Source organism: uncultured Treponema sp., assembly GCF_934725225.1.
Taxonomy (GTDB): Bacteria; Spirochaetota; Spirochaetia; order Treponematales; family Treponemataceae; genus Treponema_D.
The window spans coordinates 235,869-253,326 of sequence record NZ_CAKVAM010000003.1 but is presented as its reverse complement, the minus strand read 5'-3'; the positions used below and the strand labels follow the sequence as shown (position 1 = coordinate 253,326).

Sequence of the window (17,458 nt, the reverse complement as noted above, 5' to 3'; positions counted from 1 at the left end):
ATTACAAGTCCGCTTGGCGAGTTATACAAAAGAAAAAGAAACACAAGCGCAAGCCCATAGATTTGTATTTTTTCACGAAAGGATGATTGTTTTGAATATGAAATCCCGGAAAAGATGTTAATTACCGTCATTAAAATCGGCAAAATGTTTATAAAAAAAGTCCGTCCAAAAAGCTGAAAACTAAAAATCCGGTCAGGCTCAGAAAAAGAAGGTACTATACTTTTTATTAGTAGTGGGGGGGGGTAACTTTCAGCAACTCACTATTTGAAAGATAATGGTATGCCGCAATAAAGAATGGAATTTCAATTAAAATTGAAAGAGAACTTTTAAAAGTGTATATAGGATGATAATGATTTTCCCTGTAAAAAGTCTGCAGAATCATAAAACGCTCATCACCAAAGAAAACGGCTTTTATTCTCTGTATGCCAGGCTTTAGTTTTTGCTGAATTTTTCTTTCCTTGTCCTGCAGACTGTCTGCAATATTGTAGATAGGCAAGGCAAGAAAATTTATGGCAAGGCTAACGCTCACAATCGCTCCCAAGATTCCAAGGAACGGAAGTTTTCGTATAAAAAAATTGAAAACCCAATCAATTATCAGCTCGATTGGAGAGATAAAAATATTGTAAAAAATCATTTTTGACCTTCCTTGTTCGGCTGAGTTTCAACCTTGCTTAACATAAAATCAACAATATTTTTTCCGGCTTCGCCTTCGTGCATCCAGGCTTCGGCTTTTGCGGCGTGGCGGGCTTCTTCAAGTTCCTTGCTGTCGCTTACAGACTGAATGACTTCTTTTATGTTTGAAAATTGTTCTTCCTTTAATTCTGTTCCGAACTTTTTCAAAACTGAATACTGCCACAGTTCTTTTCCGTCCAAATCGTAAGCATCGTATGGGCGCAAGTCAATTCCGGCATTTACGTACATAACAGGCTTGTCGCAAAGGAATGTGTAGTCAAAAATAATTCCAGAAAAATCAGAAATCATAATGTCGGCTTTTTTGAGTGAGAAAATATTCTGGCGCTCATAGTCCCATACAATATTCGGATTGTCCTTGTAGCGCGCTGTAAGGCGTTCGAGCATTTCTGCCTCTGATTTTTTTGACTGCGGGTGAGGGCGCACAATAATTCTCCAGCCAGTTTTTGAAAGCGGATCAAGAAGTTTTTCTCCATATTTTTTAAGAAGCCCAACGTCGCCCCAGCTTGGAGAAACAAGAACTGTAAACGGATGGTTTTCTTCCACCGGAATATCCGCGATATTCTGTTTGTACACGTCAAGATAAGGACATCCAACTGTAACAAGCTCTTTTTTGGTGATTCCACGTTTTTCTTCAAGATAACGAAGGTCTGTCGCCTGGTAGTCGCCGGTAAGAAGAACTGAGTCAAAAAAATCCAAGCCAAAAAGTCTGTAGGTTGTGGCATCGTTCGGCATGTGAAGAATGTGCGAATAGTGCTTTACGTTTTTACTTCTTTTTAATTGATAAACTTGAAGTCCTGGAGTTGTCATAAGAACAATTCCTGCGCTTAGCATATTTAATTTTGCAAAAGCAGTATTTCCTTCACCGATAAATTCGGCTTTTACATAATTGTATTTTTGCTCAAAAATCGGGTCTGTCTTTGAAGAAGTAAGATATTCAAGCGGAATTTTTCTTTTTTCAAATTCCTCCACAACTGGTTTGAAAGTATTCCAGTACTGGTTTCCTTCGTTGTAAATTACATACGGCTTGTAAGAAGAGTCAAGTTGAATTTTGCCGTCTTTTTTTCCTGACAAAAAAAGCTTGATTTTTAAAAGAAGTGCTTTTGCCAAGAAAAATAGTGTTGCGGCTGCTCCAATTAAAATGCTAAAAAGCATTGAGCCCGTGCCTGGATCAATATAAAGTGGTAGAATCATTTTTATCTCCTAATAAAAATTTACAAAACTATTTAATTCCTTTCTGCCAGTTTTTGGCTTCAAAGAGATTTTCTGAAATTGTGTACCAGTCATCTTCTGGAACTGTGAATGTGTTCAGTCCGTTTTTGCCAGGATGCCAGTTATGTGTAAGAACTACGCCGGAAGCCTTTTTTTCTGCTGGCGGAATTTCCTTGATTTCTTTGCCTGTAGCCGGATTTTTTGGATTTTCGATTATTCCTTTTGTCGCAATTGCCGGAACATCTGCGTTGGTCATAAAATCTTCGTTTACAGAAAGTTTACCTTTTGCGTTAAAATCCTTTACCAGAAGCAGCGGATGGTTGTGGTCAGGATTGTAGCCTTTCGGGAATTCTGTCTGCTCAAAGTCCAGCTTGAATCCTTCATCTGTTCCGATTCCGTGGTCAGCAACAAAAATAATGCGCGAATTGTCGTAGCAGTCGTTTTCCTTTAAATATTGAATCCATTCTCCGAACCGTTTTAGCGCGGCAATATTTCCAGAAGCACAACTGTATTTTTCAACTTTTGAATGAGTTTTGTCTTCAATGTTGATTGCCGGAATGTAATCCGGTGCCTGGAGTTTCTGCCCGGAATGAGTTGTGTCGTTTACAATTGCAAAGAATTTGTTTCCTTCGGCTGTAAAATCTGTAAGTTCTGGCATATAGTCAAGCGCCGAATAATAATCAATAAATTCCATTATGTCAGAAGTCTGTTCGTCGGAAGACCACCATGCGCCATCATCATATACACTGTCGCGCGCAAAAAGCGGAACTGCCTTAAAAAGACTGAACCATACAAGGTTTCGTTTAAGGCATGTGCTTGTTATGTTCGGGCGAACTTTGTCCGGGTTTTGCTTTACCCAAAGGTCAGTGTATTTTCGCTCAACATTAAAGCCCTCTATCTTCTTGTAAGGTGAACAGATTGACATATCAGGAATCCAGCTGTAGTTTGCCCAGCTCAAGTCCGAAACTTGCGCTGTAAAATCTGCTTGTTCAGTAAAGATTCGTGGAAGCGTTAGAAGCGCTTCATTCTGTTTGTCAACAAGACGTTCTGTTTTGCGTTTGTTTATTTCAACTGGAGTATATTCGTAGCCGCCAAAAAGTGGAGGAGCACCAAGTAATGTTCCTTGGTTCCAAGAGGCTGTGTTGTGGTAAAGCGTGAATCCGTCGTAAATGTCATACAATTCTGGGAAGGCTTCAAAAATCGGTTGAACATAAGAATTTTCCGCGCGGTCAAGCATGATTACGAACACATTTTTTCCTGTCTTTGAGACGTGATACAGCGGACTTATTGTGTCAACTTCCTGCACATCATCGGCAACAGTTCTTTTGTATTCTAAATATCCGTTTTGAATCTGCACAATATGAACAAGCGAAAGTCCTGTTTCTGCAATAAGAATTACGGCAAGAATTCCGTTCAAAACTTTTTCTTTTTTGAATTTAAGAAGAAGAAAAGGAATGCAGACCGCGAAAATTATGCATAACAAATTAATGGTTATCTGCCATAGCGGAGCTGAATCAATGCTTTCCGCAAAAGTTATAAGACGCGAAAGAGTTCCATAGTCGCCTGAAAAAACAAATACATCAATCAAGGCAACAAAAAGCAGAACTGGCATTACAACTGCGAATCCAGCCTGAATGCGTTCGTTGAACAAGAAGTAAACACAACTCATCCAGAACACAAAAAGCCCGAAAGTCTGTGTTGTGGAATTGTAGATAAAATAAAGCGGTGAGCCATGTCCGTCAATATTTGAAAATTCAACAGGGGAAGAACCTATTATAAACGAAGGAATTACAGTTCCTGCGAAAAGGCAAAGCGCAATGCTTGAAACAAAGAAAATTCCAAACCGTGCTTTTTTGTTTTCTGTGAGCGGTTTTAAAGTTGTGTCCAAAAGATGCGAGATTAATTTTACAACAAAAGGTACTGCCAAAATCAAAGTTGCAACTGTTGCAAGCAGAATTCGCTTGTGCAAAAATCCATGATGAACAAAAAGAACGTAGCCGTCCAAACCGAAAATTGCGGCCGCAAAAACAACATATAGAACTTTTGCAGGATTTTTAATCTTATAGAAGATATTTTTTACAAGAGAGAAAACATTGTTCATCGTCCAATAAAGAACGAGTCCTGCTGGAGATGAATAAAGAATTACAAGGAAAATCAAAGCCATTGCGTAAATTGTGATCTTGTCCTTGAATTTGAATCCTTTTGTGTAAACCGCACCAGCAACAATATTTATGAGCGTCATCGCGATTGGAAGCACATTGATTGGAAATCCACCGATTGAAAAAAGCGCGTCCTGTGCGCCCATGTCTTTTATAAAAAGGAACGAATAGCCGCGCAAAGATTCAAGGTTTGAAAGAAAGGAATATGCCGCCATAAAAAACGGAATCTGAATCAAAAGTCCGAATGATGAGCGCAATGCCATAAGCGGATGGTAATGATTTTCTTTGTAGAAAGTTGTAAGAATCATGTACTGCTCATCGCCTTTAAAAACAGACTTGATTCGCTGGATTCCCGGATCAAGTTTTTTTTCCGTGTCACGCTGAATCTGCTGCCAATGCTCGGCCACAATATAAAGCGGGAGGCAAAGAATAGAAACCGCAAGGCTTACACCGATAACTGCAATTCCTTCGTTCTTAAAAACGCTGTCAAAAAGTACAAAGGAAAACTCGATTATCTGAATAAGCGGATAAATTATTACTGTGTAAAGAAAATTTAACATAAAGAAAAACCTTTAATTAAAGATTTGAAAAAAAATTATAATGAATAATTTCTTTTTAGACTAGATGATGTGTTTTTTTTGTTACACTGATATTAAAGTTTTTTCAAGCTAATTGAAAAAAACTCAATTATATAGTATAATTCAGCGTATTTTTTGTTGATTTTTTGGAGGTTTCTATGAAGAAAATTGTAAAATGTGGCGCGCTGTTGATTTGCGCGGGGCTTGTGCTTTCAGGCTGCTCTAATGCTAAAAAAGACTACATCCTTGCGACCGGCGGAACTGGAGGAACGTACTATCCGTTCGGCGGCGCAATTGCAAATATCTGGAATACAAAAATTGAGAATATGAACGTTACGGCTCAGGCGACCGGAGCTTCCGCAGAAAATCTTCGTCTTATAAACAAAGGCGAAGCTGAATATGCGATTGTTCAGAACGATGTAATGGACTACGCTTACAACGGAACAGATCTTTTTGAAGGCGAAAAGCTTGAAAACATCATGACAATCGGAACTCTTTATCCTGAGGTTGTCCAGATTGCGGTCTCAAAAGACAGCGGAATAAAATCAGTTGCAGACTTCAAGGGAAAACGTATTTCTGTTGGAGACGCCGGCTCTGGAGTTGAATTCAACGCAAAGCAGATTATGGAAGGCTACGGACTCACATTCGACGACATCAAGAAGAGCAACCTTTCATTCAAGGAATCCGCGGAAGGAATTCAGAACGGAACTTTGGACGGCTGCTTTATCACTGCCGGTGTTCCAAACGCGGCATTGCAGGAGCTTGCATTCACGGCAGGACTTACTCTTGTTCCTGTTGACGGAGAAGCTGCAAAGGAAATCTGCGAAAAATACGGATACTACACTCAGACAACAATTCCTGGCGGAACATACAAAGGAACTGATTCCGACACCCAGGCGCTTGCAATCAAGGCGACACTTGCTGTAAGCGCAAAACTCGATGAGGAAATTGTCTACGAGATGACAAAGGCCTTGTTTGAAAATCTTTCGGACCTTGCGACTGCCCACGCAAAAGGTAAAGAAGTTTCCGCTCAATCTGCTGTAACAGGAGTTTCTGTTCCCTTCCATCCGGGCGCAAAAAGATATTTCAGCGAGCTTGGCTTGAACTAATCCGGCGGAAATATTTGTCTAAAAGGCTTTTTGCAGTTCTTATTTTAATTTTTTTGGCAGGGGGAATTTTTCTTTTCCCTGCATTTCCCGTTCTTTCAGTCAGCAATAGAAAAAAAACATCGCAAAGATTTTATTCTATGAACGGCTTTAGGAACGGCTTTGCGATTTCCTATACACATTCTGTTAACAAAGGCCGCGTAAAAGATTTTTACAAGGCGAAAGGGCGCAATCTTGTTTGCGACAGAACAGTTTTTGTTTCTTACGGGGCAGGAATTCCTGAGCCACAGGAAATGCCCGGCGCGGTTTTTTCATCAACTGACGAAGGCTACGAGATTTCAAATATAAACAGAACAGTCGAAAGGCTTGTGATGGCTGTAGGAATTGTTGCGAACCATGCGCTTTCTATTGAAGATAAAAATGGGAAATACACAGATTATTTTCTTGCTGATTTTTTTGAGCCGCAGACAAGCATAGTCTTTCAGACAAAAAACGTCTCGATTGCTGATTATATTTTTCATCATATAAAATAAAAATTTTCTCATTGCCTTTTTATAGGAGGTTTGAATGGCAAACGACAAAAACAAAAACTCTAATGACTACATCGAGCAGATTCTTCCTACTTCAAACGAAGAAGAAATGAAAAGAATGATGAAGGAGCTTGACCGCGAGCAGTCTTACCGTGAGCATAAATGCTGGCGTCAGTATATTACAGTTTTTATTTCTGTTATTTTTGTGATTTTTCAGTTATATGCGACTTTGTCCGGAGCAATTACAGCTCAGGTTCTTCGCGCGACTCACTTGGCTTTTGTGCAGCTTCTGGCGTTTCTCCTTTTTCCGCCTACAAAAAACAGCCCCCGGAACACGCTTCCTTGGTACGACATTGCGCTTGGTCTGATTGGAGCGGCGTGCTGGCTTTACATTGTCGTGAATTTTGACTCGCTCGTAAGACGCTCCGGAAACAACACGCCGTTGGATGTGGCAGTCGGAATTGTCGGAATCCTTGTGCTTTTTGAGAGCTGCAGAAGAATTGTAGGGCTTCCTATTATGATTATAGCCGGCTCGTTCATCGTGTTTGCGTTCGCCGGAAAATATCTTCCGGGATTTTTGCATCACAGGGGATATTCGCTTCAGCGTGTCGTATGCCATCTTTTTTACAACACAGAAGGAATCATGGGAACTCCAATCGGAGCCTGCTCTACATTTATTTTCCTTTTTATTCTGTTTGGTGCTCTTCTTGAAAAAACCGGAATCGGACACTTTTTTATTGATGTTTGCAATGCGCTTGCAGGAGGAGCGAGCGGCGGACCTGCGAAAGTTGCGGTCTTGTCTTCAGCTCTTTTGGGAACAGTTTCAGGCTCGTCTGTCTCAAACACTGTAGGCTCAGGCTCGTTCACAATTCCGATGATGAAAAAACTTGGCTACAAGGGCGAATTTGCAGGCGCAGTTGAGGCAGCCGCTTCCACAGGAGGACAGATAATGCCGCCAATCATGGGAGCCGCAGCGTTCCTTATGGCGGAAAGCCTTGGACTTCCATACATCACGATTGTAAAGGCTGCTATTGTTCCTGCGATTCTTTACTTTACCGGAATCTTTATAACAGTTCACCTTGAGGCGAAAAAGCTCGGATTAAAAGGGCTTCCAAAAGATCAGCTTCCGCGCTTTATGCCGCTTCTTCTGAAAAAAGGCTATATGATTCTTCCGCTCGTTGTGATTATCTATTTTCTCTGCGCCGGAAAGACTGCGGTTTTTGCGGCGTTAATGGGAATCATCGCCTGCGTTCTGGTCGGATTCGGAGTTTCTGTCTCTGACTTGGCGCATGGACGCAAGCCTTCTTTCGGCGGAAAAGACATTGTTGAAATCATGTGCACTGCCGCAAGAAACATCATCAGCGTGGCGATTGCCTGCGGAATGGCTGGAATCATAATCGGAATCGTAACGCTTACAGGGCTTGGACTTAGGCTTGGAAACGGGCTTGTCATGCTGGCGCACGGAAAACTTTTGCTGACTTTGGTATTTACAATGGTTGCCTCCATAATTCTTGGAATGGGAGCGCCTACAACTGCGAACTACCTTATTACTTCCACAATTACAGCAGGAGCAATCATAAGCCTTGGAATAGAGCCTCTTGCTGCGCACATGTTCGCATTCTACTTTGGAATCATCGCCGATGTTACGCCTCCTGTAGCGCTTGCCGCAATAGCCGGAGCCGCAATCGCAAAAGCCAAGCCAATGAAAACCGCTATAAATGCAACCAAGCTTGCCATAGGCGCGTTTATAATTCCTTACATGTTTGTCTACAACAGCAAAATGCTTATGATAAACGCATCTGCTCTTTCTGTTGTCATGATAATTGTAACCGCGATACTCGGAATGTTTGGAATCAGTGTTGCGCTTGAAGGATACGGATTTAACAACACAGGTTTCTTCTACAATTCAAGGAAAGACAAGGCGACTATAATCACATTTGATGTGCTTGAAAGGATTCTGTTCGCCATCGCAGGCTTGTTCTGTGTAATCCCGGAAGCAAAAACTGACATCATAGGTGTAAGCCTGCTTGCAGCCCTCATTGCATATCAGCTGATTCTGAAAAAAGTGCGCAGCGCAAAAGCAATAGCATAAAGTCTGAAGAGATGAGCATATCCCATGTTTGCTAGAAAGATATGGGATACTTTTGAAAGTAAAAGATAAAAAGAAAATGGGGAAAAGGAAAAATCCATAAAAGTTATAAAAAAAGCGGTACTAAAACATTTTCAATGTACCGTTTTTTTTATTTGTCTTTAATAGGCTCAATTTCGAGTTTTAATAAAAACAGCTACTAAACAGTTATTCCTATGCTAACAAGGTTGTCATTGCCGTGCTTGGACACTGCGATGTTTGCACAGCAAACTCGGTTGGCAATCTTTCCAACGGATTATCAAACGAGTTTCTTTCAGAAACATCGCAGGGGCAAGCCCGATAATGACACTAAAATTTAAAACTCGACATTCGACCTAACAATATAATGCGACCAATTTTTGTCATCAAAAATATTATCTTTTACGGTGTACCATTCATCATCTTTTATGTTAAAGCGTGTGTTTTTCCTGATTCTTGTACTTTCAGCAGGGGCGTTTGACATTTTTATAAAGTCGTTCTTTGTTATTCCCCCCCCCACGGAATTTACATCAAGAGGATTTTTTGTGAACGGATTTACTGCTTTTCCGTCAATGTCTTTTAATGCAAGGGCAGGAGTGTCGGCATTTGTCATAAAAGTGTAGTCTTCTTTTAAGTTTCCTCGGCTAGAAAAATCCTTTACAAGTAATGTGGCAGTCATATTCTCTTTGTAGAATGGAAAGTTTTGAGTTTTATTATCAAAAACTCCTGTATCGTGACTCATTCCATGGTCAGAAACAATGATGATTTTTGTATTATCGTACAAATTGTTTTCTTTTAGGAAATCTATAAAGTCTGCAAAACGCTTTAAGACTCCAACCATAGAAGAATAGGTTTCATCTTTTCCGCCTGGACCGAAATCTGTAACATTTTCCACAGGAATATAATCTGGTGCCTGCAAAAGAATTGATTCATGGTTTGCCTCGTTGTCCAACAGGAAGAATGCATTTTTTTCAGAGGAAGAATCAAACAGTTCTGGAAATAAGTCAATTTCTGAATAATTATCAATGAATTTCGCATTGTCTTCAAATTTGTTGTAAGAAATCCAGTATTTCTTGTGGTAAATAATCTGGCGCATGAAAGGTGGAACAATCTTTAAAACGCTGAACCAGATAAAATTTCGTTTGATTCCTTCGCTCATGAACGGAGATTTTTTCATATTGTTACGCGAATACCAGATGTCGGAATATGCACCATGTGTTGTGACCCGATTTATAAAGTCATAACCTTTATACATATCCGTAACTGGCTGCTCAAGATAATTTTCGTAAGGAAGGTCTGCAACTGTAACATTCCAATTATTCTGGTTAAAAACAATTGGCATTGTAAGAATTGCCTCGTTGTGTTTCTGCTGAAGAGTTTTATCCGTTCTTCGGTTCATCTCAAAAGGAGTGTAGTCATAGCCGCCAAAAATTCCAGGGGTTCCAATCATAGTAAGTTTTCCAAATGATACCGTATTTGGATACCATATAAAACCATCAAGCCGTTTCCTTAGCTCAGGATTGTTTTCAAGTATTTTTGGAATCAGTGGAGAAAAAAATCTGTCCTGCATAAGAACAATCACATTTTTCCCAGTCTTAGAAAGATGAAAGATAGGCTCGATTTTTTTTGAAAGGTCAGGTGCTTCCATTTTTTTGAACGAATTTTGCACAGAAATGATATTCTTTCCAGAAATTGCCACAAGAGAAATCAAGAAAATTGTACAGAGCGAATTTAAAATCTTTGCCTTAAAGGAAAAAGCCACGGCAAGCAAAGACAATATTACCGCCATGCACAGAATATTTACAAGAGCAATTTTTATTCCAGGCATAAAATGCTGTGGAGTCATAAAAAGAAGGTTAGGATTTACAGGCCCGTAGTTTCCTGAAAAAGCAAAACAGTTCAGCAGTGCGGAAAAAGCCACAAAAGTGAATAGGAATGTAAGGACTTTTTTTGTCTTTGAAGAAAATAACGCATAAAAACAAAATGACCATACAACAAAAAATCCAAGTGCCTGAAAAAATGTGTGCCAAACAAAATAAAGCGGAGAAGCGTAGGAATCAACATAGCTGTACTGTTCCGGCTCAGACTGCATTAGTATAGAAGGAATTGCAAGCCCTGTAAGAACTGCAAGTATAAACGCCGAAATCAAAAATATCGAAAGACGTAGCTTTGGATTCTCATCAAGAATATTAAAGTGTTTTTCAAAGAATGAAGCCAAAAACTTGATTGCGAACGGAGCAAGCGGAATCAAAATTCCAGCAAAAATAAGCATGATTCTGAAAATTGCTTTCGTATGTCTGAACAAAACCGCTCCGCATAAAATCAGGCAAATACTAATGATACAAGCAATGATATATAAAACTTTCTTAGGATTTCTTATCTTGTAAAAAATATTTTTAACAAGGGAGAGAATGTTGTTCATTGTCCAGTAAACAACAAGTCCCGCCGGAGAATTATAGAGCAGAAGCAGAAAAACTGCCGCACAACCGTAAATCTGTATCTTTTCAGAAATAGGATGACCTTTTGAGTAAATAAAACCCGCTACACAATTTATGATTGTCATTGCAATCGGCAGAATATTTACGGCAAAAGAACCAATGTGAAAAGTTGCATCCGGTTCACCAAAACTTTTTATGAACAGAAAAGAATAACTTTTTAAAGGCTCAAGGTTTGAAAGAAAATTATACGCCGCAATAAAAAACGGAATCTGAATCAAAAGACTGAAAGATGAACGCAAAGCATAAATAGGATGATAATGGTTTTCCCTGTAAAAAGTAGAAAGAACCATATACTGCTCGTCACCCTTGAATGTGCTTTTAATCCGCTCAACGCCAGGCTTCAGTTTTTTCTGGATATTTCTTTCGGTTTCCTGCCATTGTTCTGCAACCATATAAAGCGGAAGCGTGAAAATTGTGACAACAAAACTTAGACCGATTACCGCAATTCCCTGATTGCCGGTTACTTCAAAAAATAATGAATAAAAAAATTCCGTTAACTGAACTAACGGTGTTATAAAAATCTGATAAAGAGCTGAAAACATAATTTTTATTATAGTAAATTATTGGTTTTAATACTAGATATTTCGAATCTCTAAAGTTTTAGATTATTCCAAAAGGTGAACTTAAGATTGGAAATTTACACTATTTCTTTTTCTTTAATTTTTTAGCAAAATTTCTAGAATTTCTGCAAATACTTTCCAGAATATTAAAAAGCCACGGTATTTTTATTTTTATGTCTGCAATTGTAAAAATAATTGCAGACTGCATTATGCTTACAATTCTTTTGTCGTTTATAAGATGAACTTTGTTGAACTGAAATTTAGGATTTAATATCATCTGGGAAACATCTGATGGAATTCCACCAAAATCTTTTACTTTTTGCTGTATATTTTTTTCTGCAAGTTTGTAGTATGGAATGTAATTTTTACCACCTTCGCTTGAAAAATAATGTATAATTTTTGCATTTTCAAGGTATGCAAGTCCACCTTGACTTAACTGGCAGTTCCAAATTCCGTCAAGTTCTTTTATTATTGCACCACACTCAAGACTTGCCTCATTAAATGCTGGCTGGTCATGATGGTCATGCTTTTCTGTGAAACACCATGTCCATAGTTCATTCCACTTTTTAAAAAATTCTCTGCTTTCTGGACAATCTTTAAAAAGCATAACACCGCTATTATAGTGTTTGCCAGTTTTTTCGCTTGCAGAAAAGCCAAGTTTTTTTTCACGCTTTATAAAGTAGTCTTTGTGCTTGTGTTCTGATAAAGGAACATGACCGTCCAAAACGGCTGAAATTTTTGTGTCTTGAAGATTCTTTTCGATTGAAGATAAATCATCACAGATGATTGTGTCGCAGTCTATAAAAAGGAAATCGCCCGATACATGTTCTGGAATTGTAGTTTTTAGAATTCTTGAGCGTTGTGTATTTGATACAGAGTCATCAAAGTTCACTGTTATGATTGTTGCGCCTTGGTTTATCAAGCCAAGCCTTTTATTTGACGCAGAAAAGGAACTGCTAGTCTTATTATCAGTCAAAATGACTATCTGTGCATCGGGAGTATGATGTCTTAGTGAAAAAACTGACATAAGGCACTGTTCATAATAGAAATCATTTGGTGTGGAAGTTAAAACGTAAACATATTTCATCATATATACTTATATCACTTATTATTGAATTTGACCATTCATAGAGAGTAAAATTCTATACTAAGTAAATTCCGATTCCTAGCAGAATTGCTGATATTGCAATTGTTTTTCGCCTGTTTATTTTTTCGCCTAAGAATATCCTGCTGAAAATTATTATAAATACATAGCTTGAGCTTTCTATAATAGGAATATAAGATACAGGAACTTTTCTTAGTCCAAGCATATCAAGAAAAATTGCTATAAAGAATATTCCGTATCCGCATATGACGTAGGGATTTATATATTCTTTGAAAAAACTTTTGTATGTTTTTTGGGCAGATTTTTTTAGGAGAATTTGGGAATACGCGCTTATTATAACGGAAATAAAAAGGAAACTAATATAAGGAATCATTTCTAGCATATTTTTACTCTTTGCTTTGTGTTTCAATGCTTAAAACCAAAATGCCTGCCAAAATAATTGCTCCGCCAATAATCATATTAGGAGTTATTTTTTCTCCAAAAAAAAGACGCCCGAATAATATTCCCCATATAATAGTTATGGTTTTATTGGCAGTAGCTATGATAAGCGGAATTTTTTTAAGGACTTGCTGCCATATAATCGCATAAATTATAAGGACTAGAAAAACCGCACAGTAAATTCCAATAAAAGTGGGAGAAAATATTTGTTTTGCAGCGGCAATTTTACCCAGCACCGCATAGAAAGCATAGATTAAAAAACCTGCATGCATGAGGATAAAGTAGAATAGGTGAGAGAGTTTTTTATTCATTTTTATTTTCGGTCATTATTTTCCTATATTCTTCAAAATCTCTGATATATTCTTTTCCATCATAATGAGTATTTGAAAGAACAAGAAGAACTGAATCTTCTGAAAAATCATACATTTCTTTCCAAATCATTTTTGGAATATAAACGGCTTCCATAGGTTTTGAAAGTTCTACAATTTTTTTATCATATCCATCGGTTATCATTACTTTTGACTTTCCAGCGACATTAACCAGTACAAATTCAGAATTACGATTTGCATGTTTTCCGCGTATAATATCAGAATCAGAGCCATAAATGTAAAAAACACGCGCTATTTCGAATGGTATATCATGATTTCCTTCAATGACAACCAGTTTGCCTCTTTCATCGCCTAGATCTTTAAAATTTATCATTCTAAAAAGTTCTTTTGCTGCCATCTATTTAATCCTTTATTTCCTTTGATTTAAAAACTTCTTTTACAGTCCATTGAGGTGTTCCGTTTTGGTCTAAATAATTTTTTCCAATGTATTCTCCTATAAGACCTAAGAAAATTGTCTGAAGCCCACCGATAAACAATATTATACAAACCAGCGATGTCCAGCCACTTGCCACATCTGGATGAAGAATTTTATCCACTATAAAATAAACTGCAAATGCAAGCGATGCAAGTAACACAAATGTTCCTATCGACATCATCATTCGCATAGGCTTTATAGAAAAATTTACAAACATGCTAAGCCAAAGATGGATAAGTTTTCCAAGAGTATAATTTGAATGTCCAGAAGTTCTTGATTTATGCTCAACATAGACAGAACTGATATTATCCGTTGCCCTCAAAATAAGTCCGTCTATATAAGGAAATGGCCCTTTATATTTAATGATTTCATTTATAATGGCTCTGTTTATTATCTTGAAACTGCAAAGATAAAGGTTTTTTGGCTTTCCTATAAGCCAGGTTGCAAAAATATCATTTATTTTGCTTCCAAAGTTTCTAAAAATGTTATGCTTTTTATGGCGATATTTTGCATATACGACATCATAGCCTTTTTTTATTTCGTTCCAAAGCTTAAAGATTTCTTCTGGAGGATTTTGAAGGTCATCATCTATAATGACAGCATAATCTCCGGTACAATAGTTTAAACAACACATTACGGCATTGTGTTCGCCATAGTTTCGTCTTAAATTTATAAAACGAATATTGCCATATTTTTCTATAAGTTCTTTACAAACTTTTGAACTGTTGTCATGACTTCCATCATTTGTCATAACAATTTCAAAATCTGTTTCTGCAAAGACTTTTTGAAGCTCACTTACCAATTCTGCAACTGTATCAGCGCCATTGTAAACTGGAATACAAATTGAAAGTTTCATTTTTCTTCCTTAAAATTTATTCATAACATCAATAACATACTTGACTTCGTCTTCTGTTGCTCCAAACGATATTGGAAGACTTAAAACTGAATTTGCAATTTTTTCTGCAATCTCTGTCTTTTCTTTCTGGGCATTGAGAATTTCTTTATATCCTTCTTGACTTATCGGCGCAATAGGATAATGTATTTCTGTTTTTATTCCATTGTCTTGTAAATAACTTTTTAACTCATCTCTTCTGTTTGCTTGAATTTGAAAAATATGGTAAACATCAAAATATTTATCATCAACAACAGGAAGCTGGAATTTGTTTATATCTAATCCCTCAAGATACAAACTTGCGAGCCTACGTTTTTTTTCTGTTATTTCATCAATATGCCTAAGTTTTATTCTAAGAAAAGCTGCTTGAATTTCATCTAGCCTGGAATTTAAACCTGTGTATTTGTTGTGGTAATGTTTTTCAGACCCATAATTACGCCATGCTCTTGCCATATCTGCCAATTCTTTATCATTTGTACAAATTGCACCAGCGTCACCTAATGCTCCAAGATTTTTTGTAGGATAAAAACTAAATGCGCCTGCATCGCCAAAAGAACCAGTCATTTTTTGACAAAATTTTGCGCCATGAGATTGAGCGCAGTCTTCAACAAGTTTTAGATTATGTTTTTTACAAAAATTGCAGATTTTATCCATTTCACAGGATTTTCCATACAGATGAACAACAAGTACGGCTTTTGTCTTAGGTGTAAGTTTTGACTCAAGTAAGTCAGGATTTATATTGCATGTCTTTTCATCAGGCTCAATAAGAACTGGATGAAGACCTGCTTTTACTATCGCTAGAATTGAAGCTATATAGGTGTTTGATGGAACAAGAACGTCACTTCCTTTAGGAAGCTTTAAACACTCAAGGCTTATTATAAGTGCATCAAGTCCAGATGCAACGCCTATGCAGTATTTGGTTCCTATAAATGAAGCAAATTCTTCTTCAAAAGATTTTACCTGTTCACCAAGTACATACCAGCCTTTTTCTACAAAATCGGAAAAAGCTCTTTTGTAGTCCGACATAAATATGGCATTAGATTTTGCTAAATTTTCATATGCAACATTCATGTATAAGTCTCCTTTTTTTTCTATCTTTTTTCCCAAAGCGTGCCGCAGTCTACTTCTGTTGAATCATAATTTCTTCTTTCTAATTCTTTTATTAAGTATGAGTTTTTTTCAATTTCATTATTTTTATTGTCCCTAATGTTTTTATTTAAAATAAGGATATGCTCTGGAAAGCGGTGTCCGAACTCTTCAAAAAATGGTTTTAAACGCAAATCATTTGCAGAAACTCGCCAAGCTGTCATTGAAAATGGCTTTAAATTGCTGTTTACAAGATATGCCCAGGGACAAAGCTTTAAGACCATAAAATAATCATCTTTGTCTGATTTTATATTTTTTACAATTGAATATATAGAGTCATATTGTTTTTTATTTTTATTATGAGTCCATAATCCTTTTGCAGGTCCCTTGTCTATTTTTTCAATGTTTTTTTCAATAGACGGAATAAAAACATAGTGCGGAGAAATTCGTTCATCTCTATATGTCATGTTTACCCTGTAATAAAGAGTCCCCAAAACTAAAAGACATAATGGAATTGCAAAAAAATATTTTTCTGTTTTGCCTAAAGATTTTGAGCAGAGCGTGTCAAAATAAAGACTTGCTGCAAATGGGGTGCAGGCGGCAATTCCTATTGAAAATACTCCAAAACCTGTGTCGGAAGCCAGGCATTCCATAAAGCTTAAGGACAGGCCGGGAACAAGGAAGTATAAAATTTCTTTTTTGAAGTCTTTAAGTTTTTTACCATTGAACAGGATTAAACTTAAAATGGAAAAAGCAAAGAAACCTGCTACCGTTACATTGTCTTTATCTATCAAGAATATCTGTGCGGTATAGTTTAGAACAAGCAAAATTACAAGAACTGTTTTTGCAGTTTTTGAGCTGTTTATTCTATCCTTTATGTTTTGCTTAAATAAAGAGACAGCCGCAAGCACAGTGAATGGCAAAAAGTATATAAACTGAGTTACAAGCAGGCGTGGGAATTTTAATAGCCATTTTATTTTTTGCAGTATTGTTTTTGAGGAGTATTCAGGACTTGAAAAAAAACAGGTTAGTGCGGCTGGAAATTCATTTGTGTTTCCGTTTTTTAAAACAAAAAAAAGAAAAACCGCTCCAACAAGAACAGTTCCTGCCCAAATAAGGATATATTTTTTTATATATTTCCGTAATGACGGCAAAACAACGCAACATAATGAAAATACAACATACGGCAGCACAAGGTACGGATTGCACAAGATTGCAAATCCATGAAAAATTCCAGAGACAAAAAGCCAAGCTGATTTTGCATTTAGCTCAAAGACGTAGAATATAAGAATGTTTGCTATTGTAAAATTTATTAGCACAAAAGTATAATAAGAAGGACCAAAAAGCTGTGCCCTTGAGAATATAAGCAGCACCAATGAAGATACAAGAGATATTGCTCTGCTGTATTTTTTTGAAAGAACATAATATAAAAAAAGACTTGATGCAAACTGCAATATTAAAGTTGCAATCCGCATAAAAAGATAAATACCATCGGTAGAACCTGTCAATTTTACAAAAATGTAAAATAGCGGATAAACTAGTACAGAGTATATCTGTGTCGGTTCAAATATATCAAAAAACAGTCTGTTTCCATGATAAAGGCTGTTTGCTGTTGCCGTATATAATGCTTCATCAGTCCATCCAAAGCCGTAAAATGCGTTGTTCACAAGCACAATAAAAAACAGGATAAGAA

14 protein-coding genes and 1 pseudogene are annotated in these 17,458 nt (G+C 37.2%); 3 read left to right on the top strand and 12 right to left on the bottom strand.

Going from position 1 to position 17,458, the window contains the following annotated elements; all coding sequences use genetic code 11:
* Positions 1-14: 14 nt before the first annotated feature.
* From Q0H92_RS11325 to yidC (Q0H92_RS06085), 4 genes and pseudogenes are all read right to left on the bottom strand, one after another.
* A pseudogene (locus tag Q0H92_RS11325) lies at positions 15-188 on the bottom strand (hypothetical protein); the annotation flags it as partial.
* A 38-nt stretch (positions 189-226) separates the two neighbouring features.
* The gene (locus Q0H92_RS06095) at positions 227-634 is read right to left on the bottom strand and encodes a hypothetical protein (RefSeq protein WP_296012961.1); all 408 of its coding nucleotides are present in this window, start codon (positions 632-634) and stop codon (positions 227-229) included.
* The gene (locus Q0H92_RS06090) at positions 631-1,884 is read right to left on the bottom strand and encodes a CDP-glycerol glycerophosphotransferase family protein (RefSeq protein ID WP_296012960.1); all 1,254 of its coding nucleotides are present in this window, start codon (positions 1,882-1,884) and stop codon (positions 631-633) included. The genes Q0H92_RS06095 and Q0H92_RS06090 overlap by 4 nt, the downstream gene beginning before the upstream one ends.
* Before the next feature lie 28 nt (positions 1,885-1,912).
* A complete protein-coding gene (gene yidC / locus Q0H92_RS06085) occupies positions 1,913-4,621 on the bottom strand; it encodes a membrane protein insertase YidC (protein ID WP_296012959.1) in 2,709 nt (902 codons plus the stop codon).
* A gap of 176 nt (positions 4,622-4,797) precedes the next feature.
* On the opposite strand from yidC (Q0H92_RS06085), the gene Q0H92_RS06080 reads away from it, so the two are divergent.
* The 3 genes from Q0H92_RS06080 to Q0H92_RS06070 all read left to right on the top strand — a co-directional run bounded on the left by Q0H92_RS06080 (position 4,798) and on the right by Q0H92_RS06070 (position 8,367).
* A complete protein-coding gene (locus tag Q0H92_RS06080; protein ID WP_296012957.1) occupies positions 4,798-5,748 on the top strand; it encodes a TAXI family TRAP transporter solute-binding subunit in 951 nt (316 codons plus the stop codon).
* A 137-nt stretch (positions 5,749-5,885) separates the two neighbouring features.
* Positions 5,886-6,278 carry a DUF1850 domain-containing protein gene (locus Q0H92_RS06075; RefSeq protein WP_296012954.1) on the top strand — a complete coding sequence of 131 codons (393 nt, stop codon included), beginning with the start codon at positions 5,886-5,888 and terminating at the stop codon, positions 6,276-6,278.
* Positions 6,279-6,312: 34 nt separating this feature from the next.
* A complete protein-coding gene (locus Q0H92_RS06070; protein ID WP_296012952.1) occupies positions 6,313-8,367 on the top strand; it encodes a TRAP transporter permease in 2,055 nt (684 codons plus the stop codon).
* Positions 8,368-8,719: 352 nt separating this feature from the next.
* On the opposite strand, the gene yidC (Q0H92_RS06065) is transcribed toward Q0H92_RS06070, so the two are convergent.
* The 8 genes from yidC (Q0H92_RS06065) to Q0H92_RS06030 form a co-directional block, all read right to left on the bottom strand.
* Positions 8,720-11,422, bottom strand: a complete 2,703-nt coding sequence (gene yidC, locus Q0H92_RS06065; protein ID WP_296012950.1) for a membrane protein insertase YidC — start codon at positions 11,420-11,422, stop codon at positions 8,720-8,722.
* A gap of 100 nt (positions 11,423-11,522) precedes the next feature.
* Positions 11,523-12,467: a glycosyltransferase gene (locus tag Q0H92_RS06060; protein WP_296013220.1), complete on the bottom strand. Its 945-nt coding sequence runs from the start codon at positions 12,465-12,467 to the stop codon at positions 11,523-11,525.
* 115 nt (positions 12,468-12,582) lie between these two features.
* The gene (locus Q0H92_RS06055) at positions 12,583-12,927 is read right to left on the bottom strand and encodes an EamA family transporter (RefSeq protein ID WP_296012948.1); all 345 of its coding nucleotides are present in this window, start codon (positions 12,925-12,927) and stop codon (positions 12,583-12,585) included.
* Positions 12,928-12,931: 4 nt separating this feature from the next.
* Positions 12,932-13,294 carry an EamA family transporter gene (locus Q0H92_RS06050; protein ID WP_296012946.1) on the bottom strand — a complete coding sequence of 121 codons (363 nt, stop codon included), beginning with the start codon at positions 13,292-13,294 and terminating at the stop codon, positions 12,932-12,934.
* Positions 13,287-13,709, bottom strand: coding sequence for an FdtA/QdtA family cupin domain-containing protein (locus Q0H92_RS06045; RefSeq protein WP_296012944.1), 423 nt, complete (start codon positions 13,707-13,709; stop codon positions 13,287-13,289). The genes Q0H92_RS06050 and Q0H92_RS06045 overlap by 8 nt, the downstream gene beginning before the upstream one ends.
* A 4-nt stretch (positions 13,710-13,713) precedes the next feature.
* On the bottom strand, positions 13,714-14,643 hold the full coding sequence (locus Q0H92_RS06040; RefSeq protein WP_296012941.1) for a glycosyltransferase family 2 protein: 930 nt from the start codon (positions 14,641-14,643) through the stop codon (positions 13,714-13,716).
* A gap of 9 nt (positions 14,644-14,652) precedes the next feature.
* On the bottom strand, positions 14,653-15,786 hold the full coding sequence (locus tag Q0H92_RS06035; protein ID WP_296012938.1) for a DegT/DnrJ/EryC1/StrS family aminotransferase: 1,134 nt from the start codon (positions 15,784-15,786) through the stop codon (positions 14,653-14,655).
* Positions 15,771-16,418 (bottom strand): hypothetical protein, encoded by a 648-nt coding sequence (locus Q0H92_RS06030; RefSeq protein ID WP_296012936.1) that lies wholly within the window; start codon positions 16,416-16,418, stop codon positions 15,771-15,773. Before Q0H92_RS06030 ends, Q0H92_RS06035 begins: the two co-directional genes overlap by 16 nt.
* Positions 16,419-17,458: the final 1,040 nt, after the last annotated feature.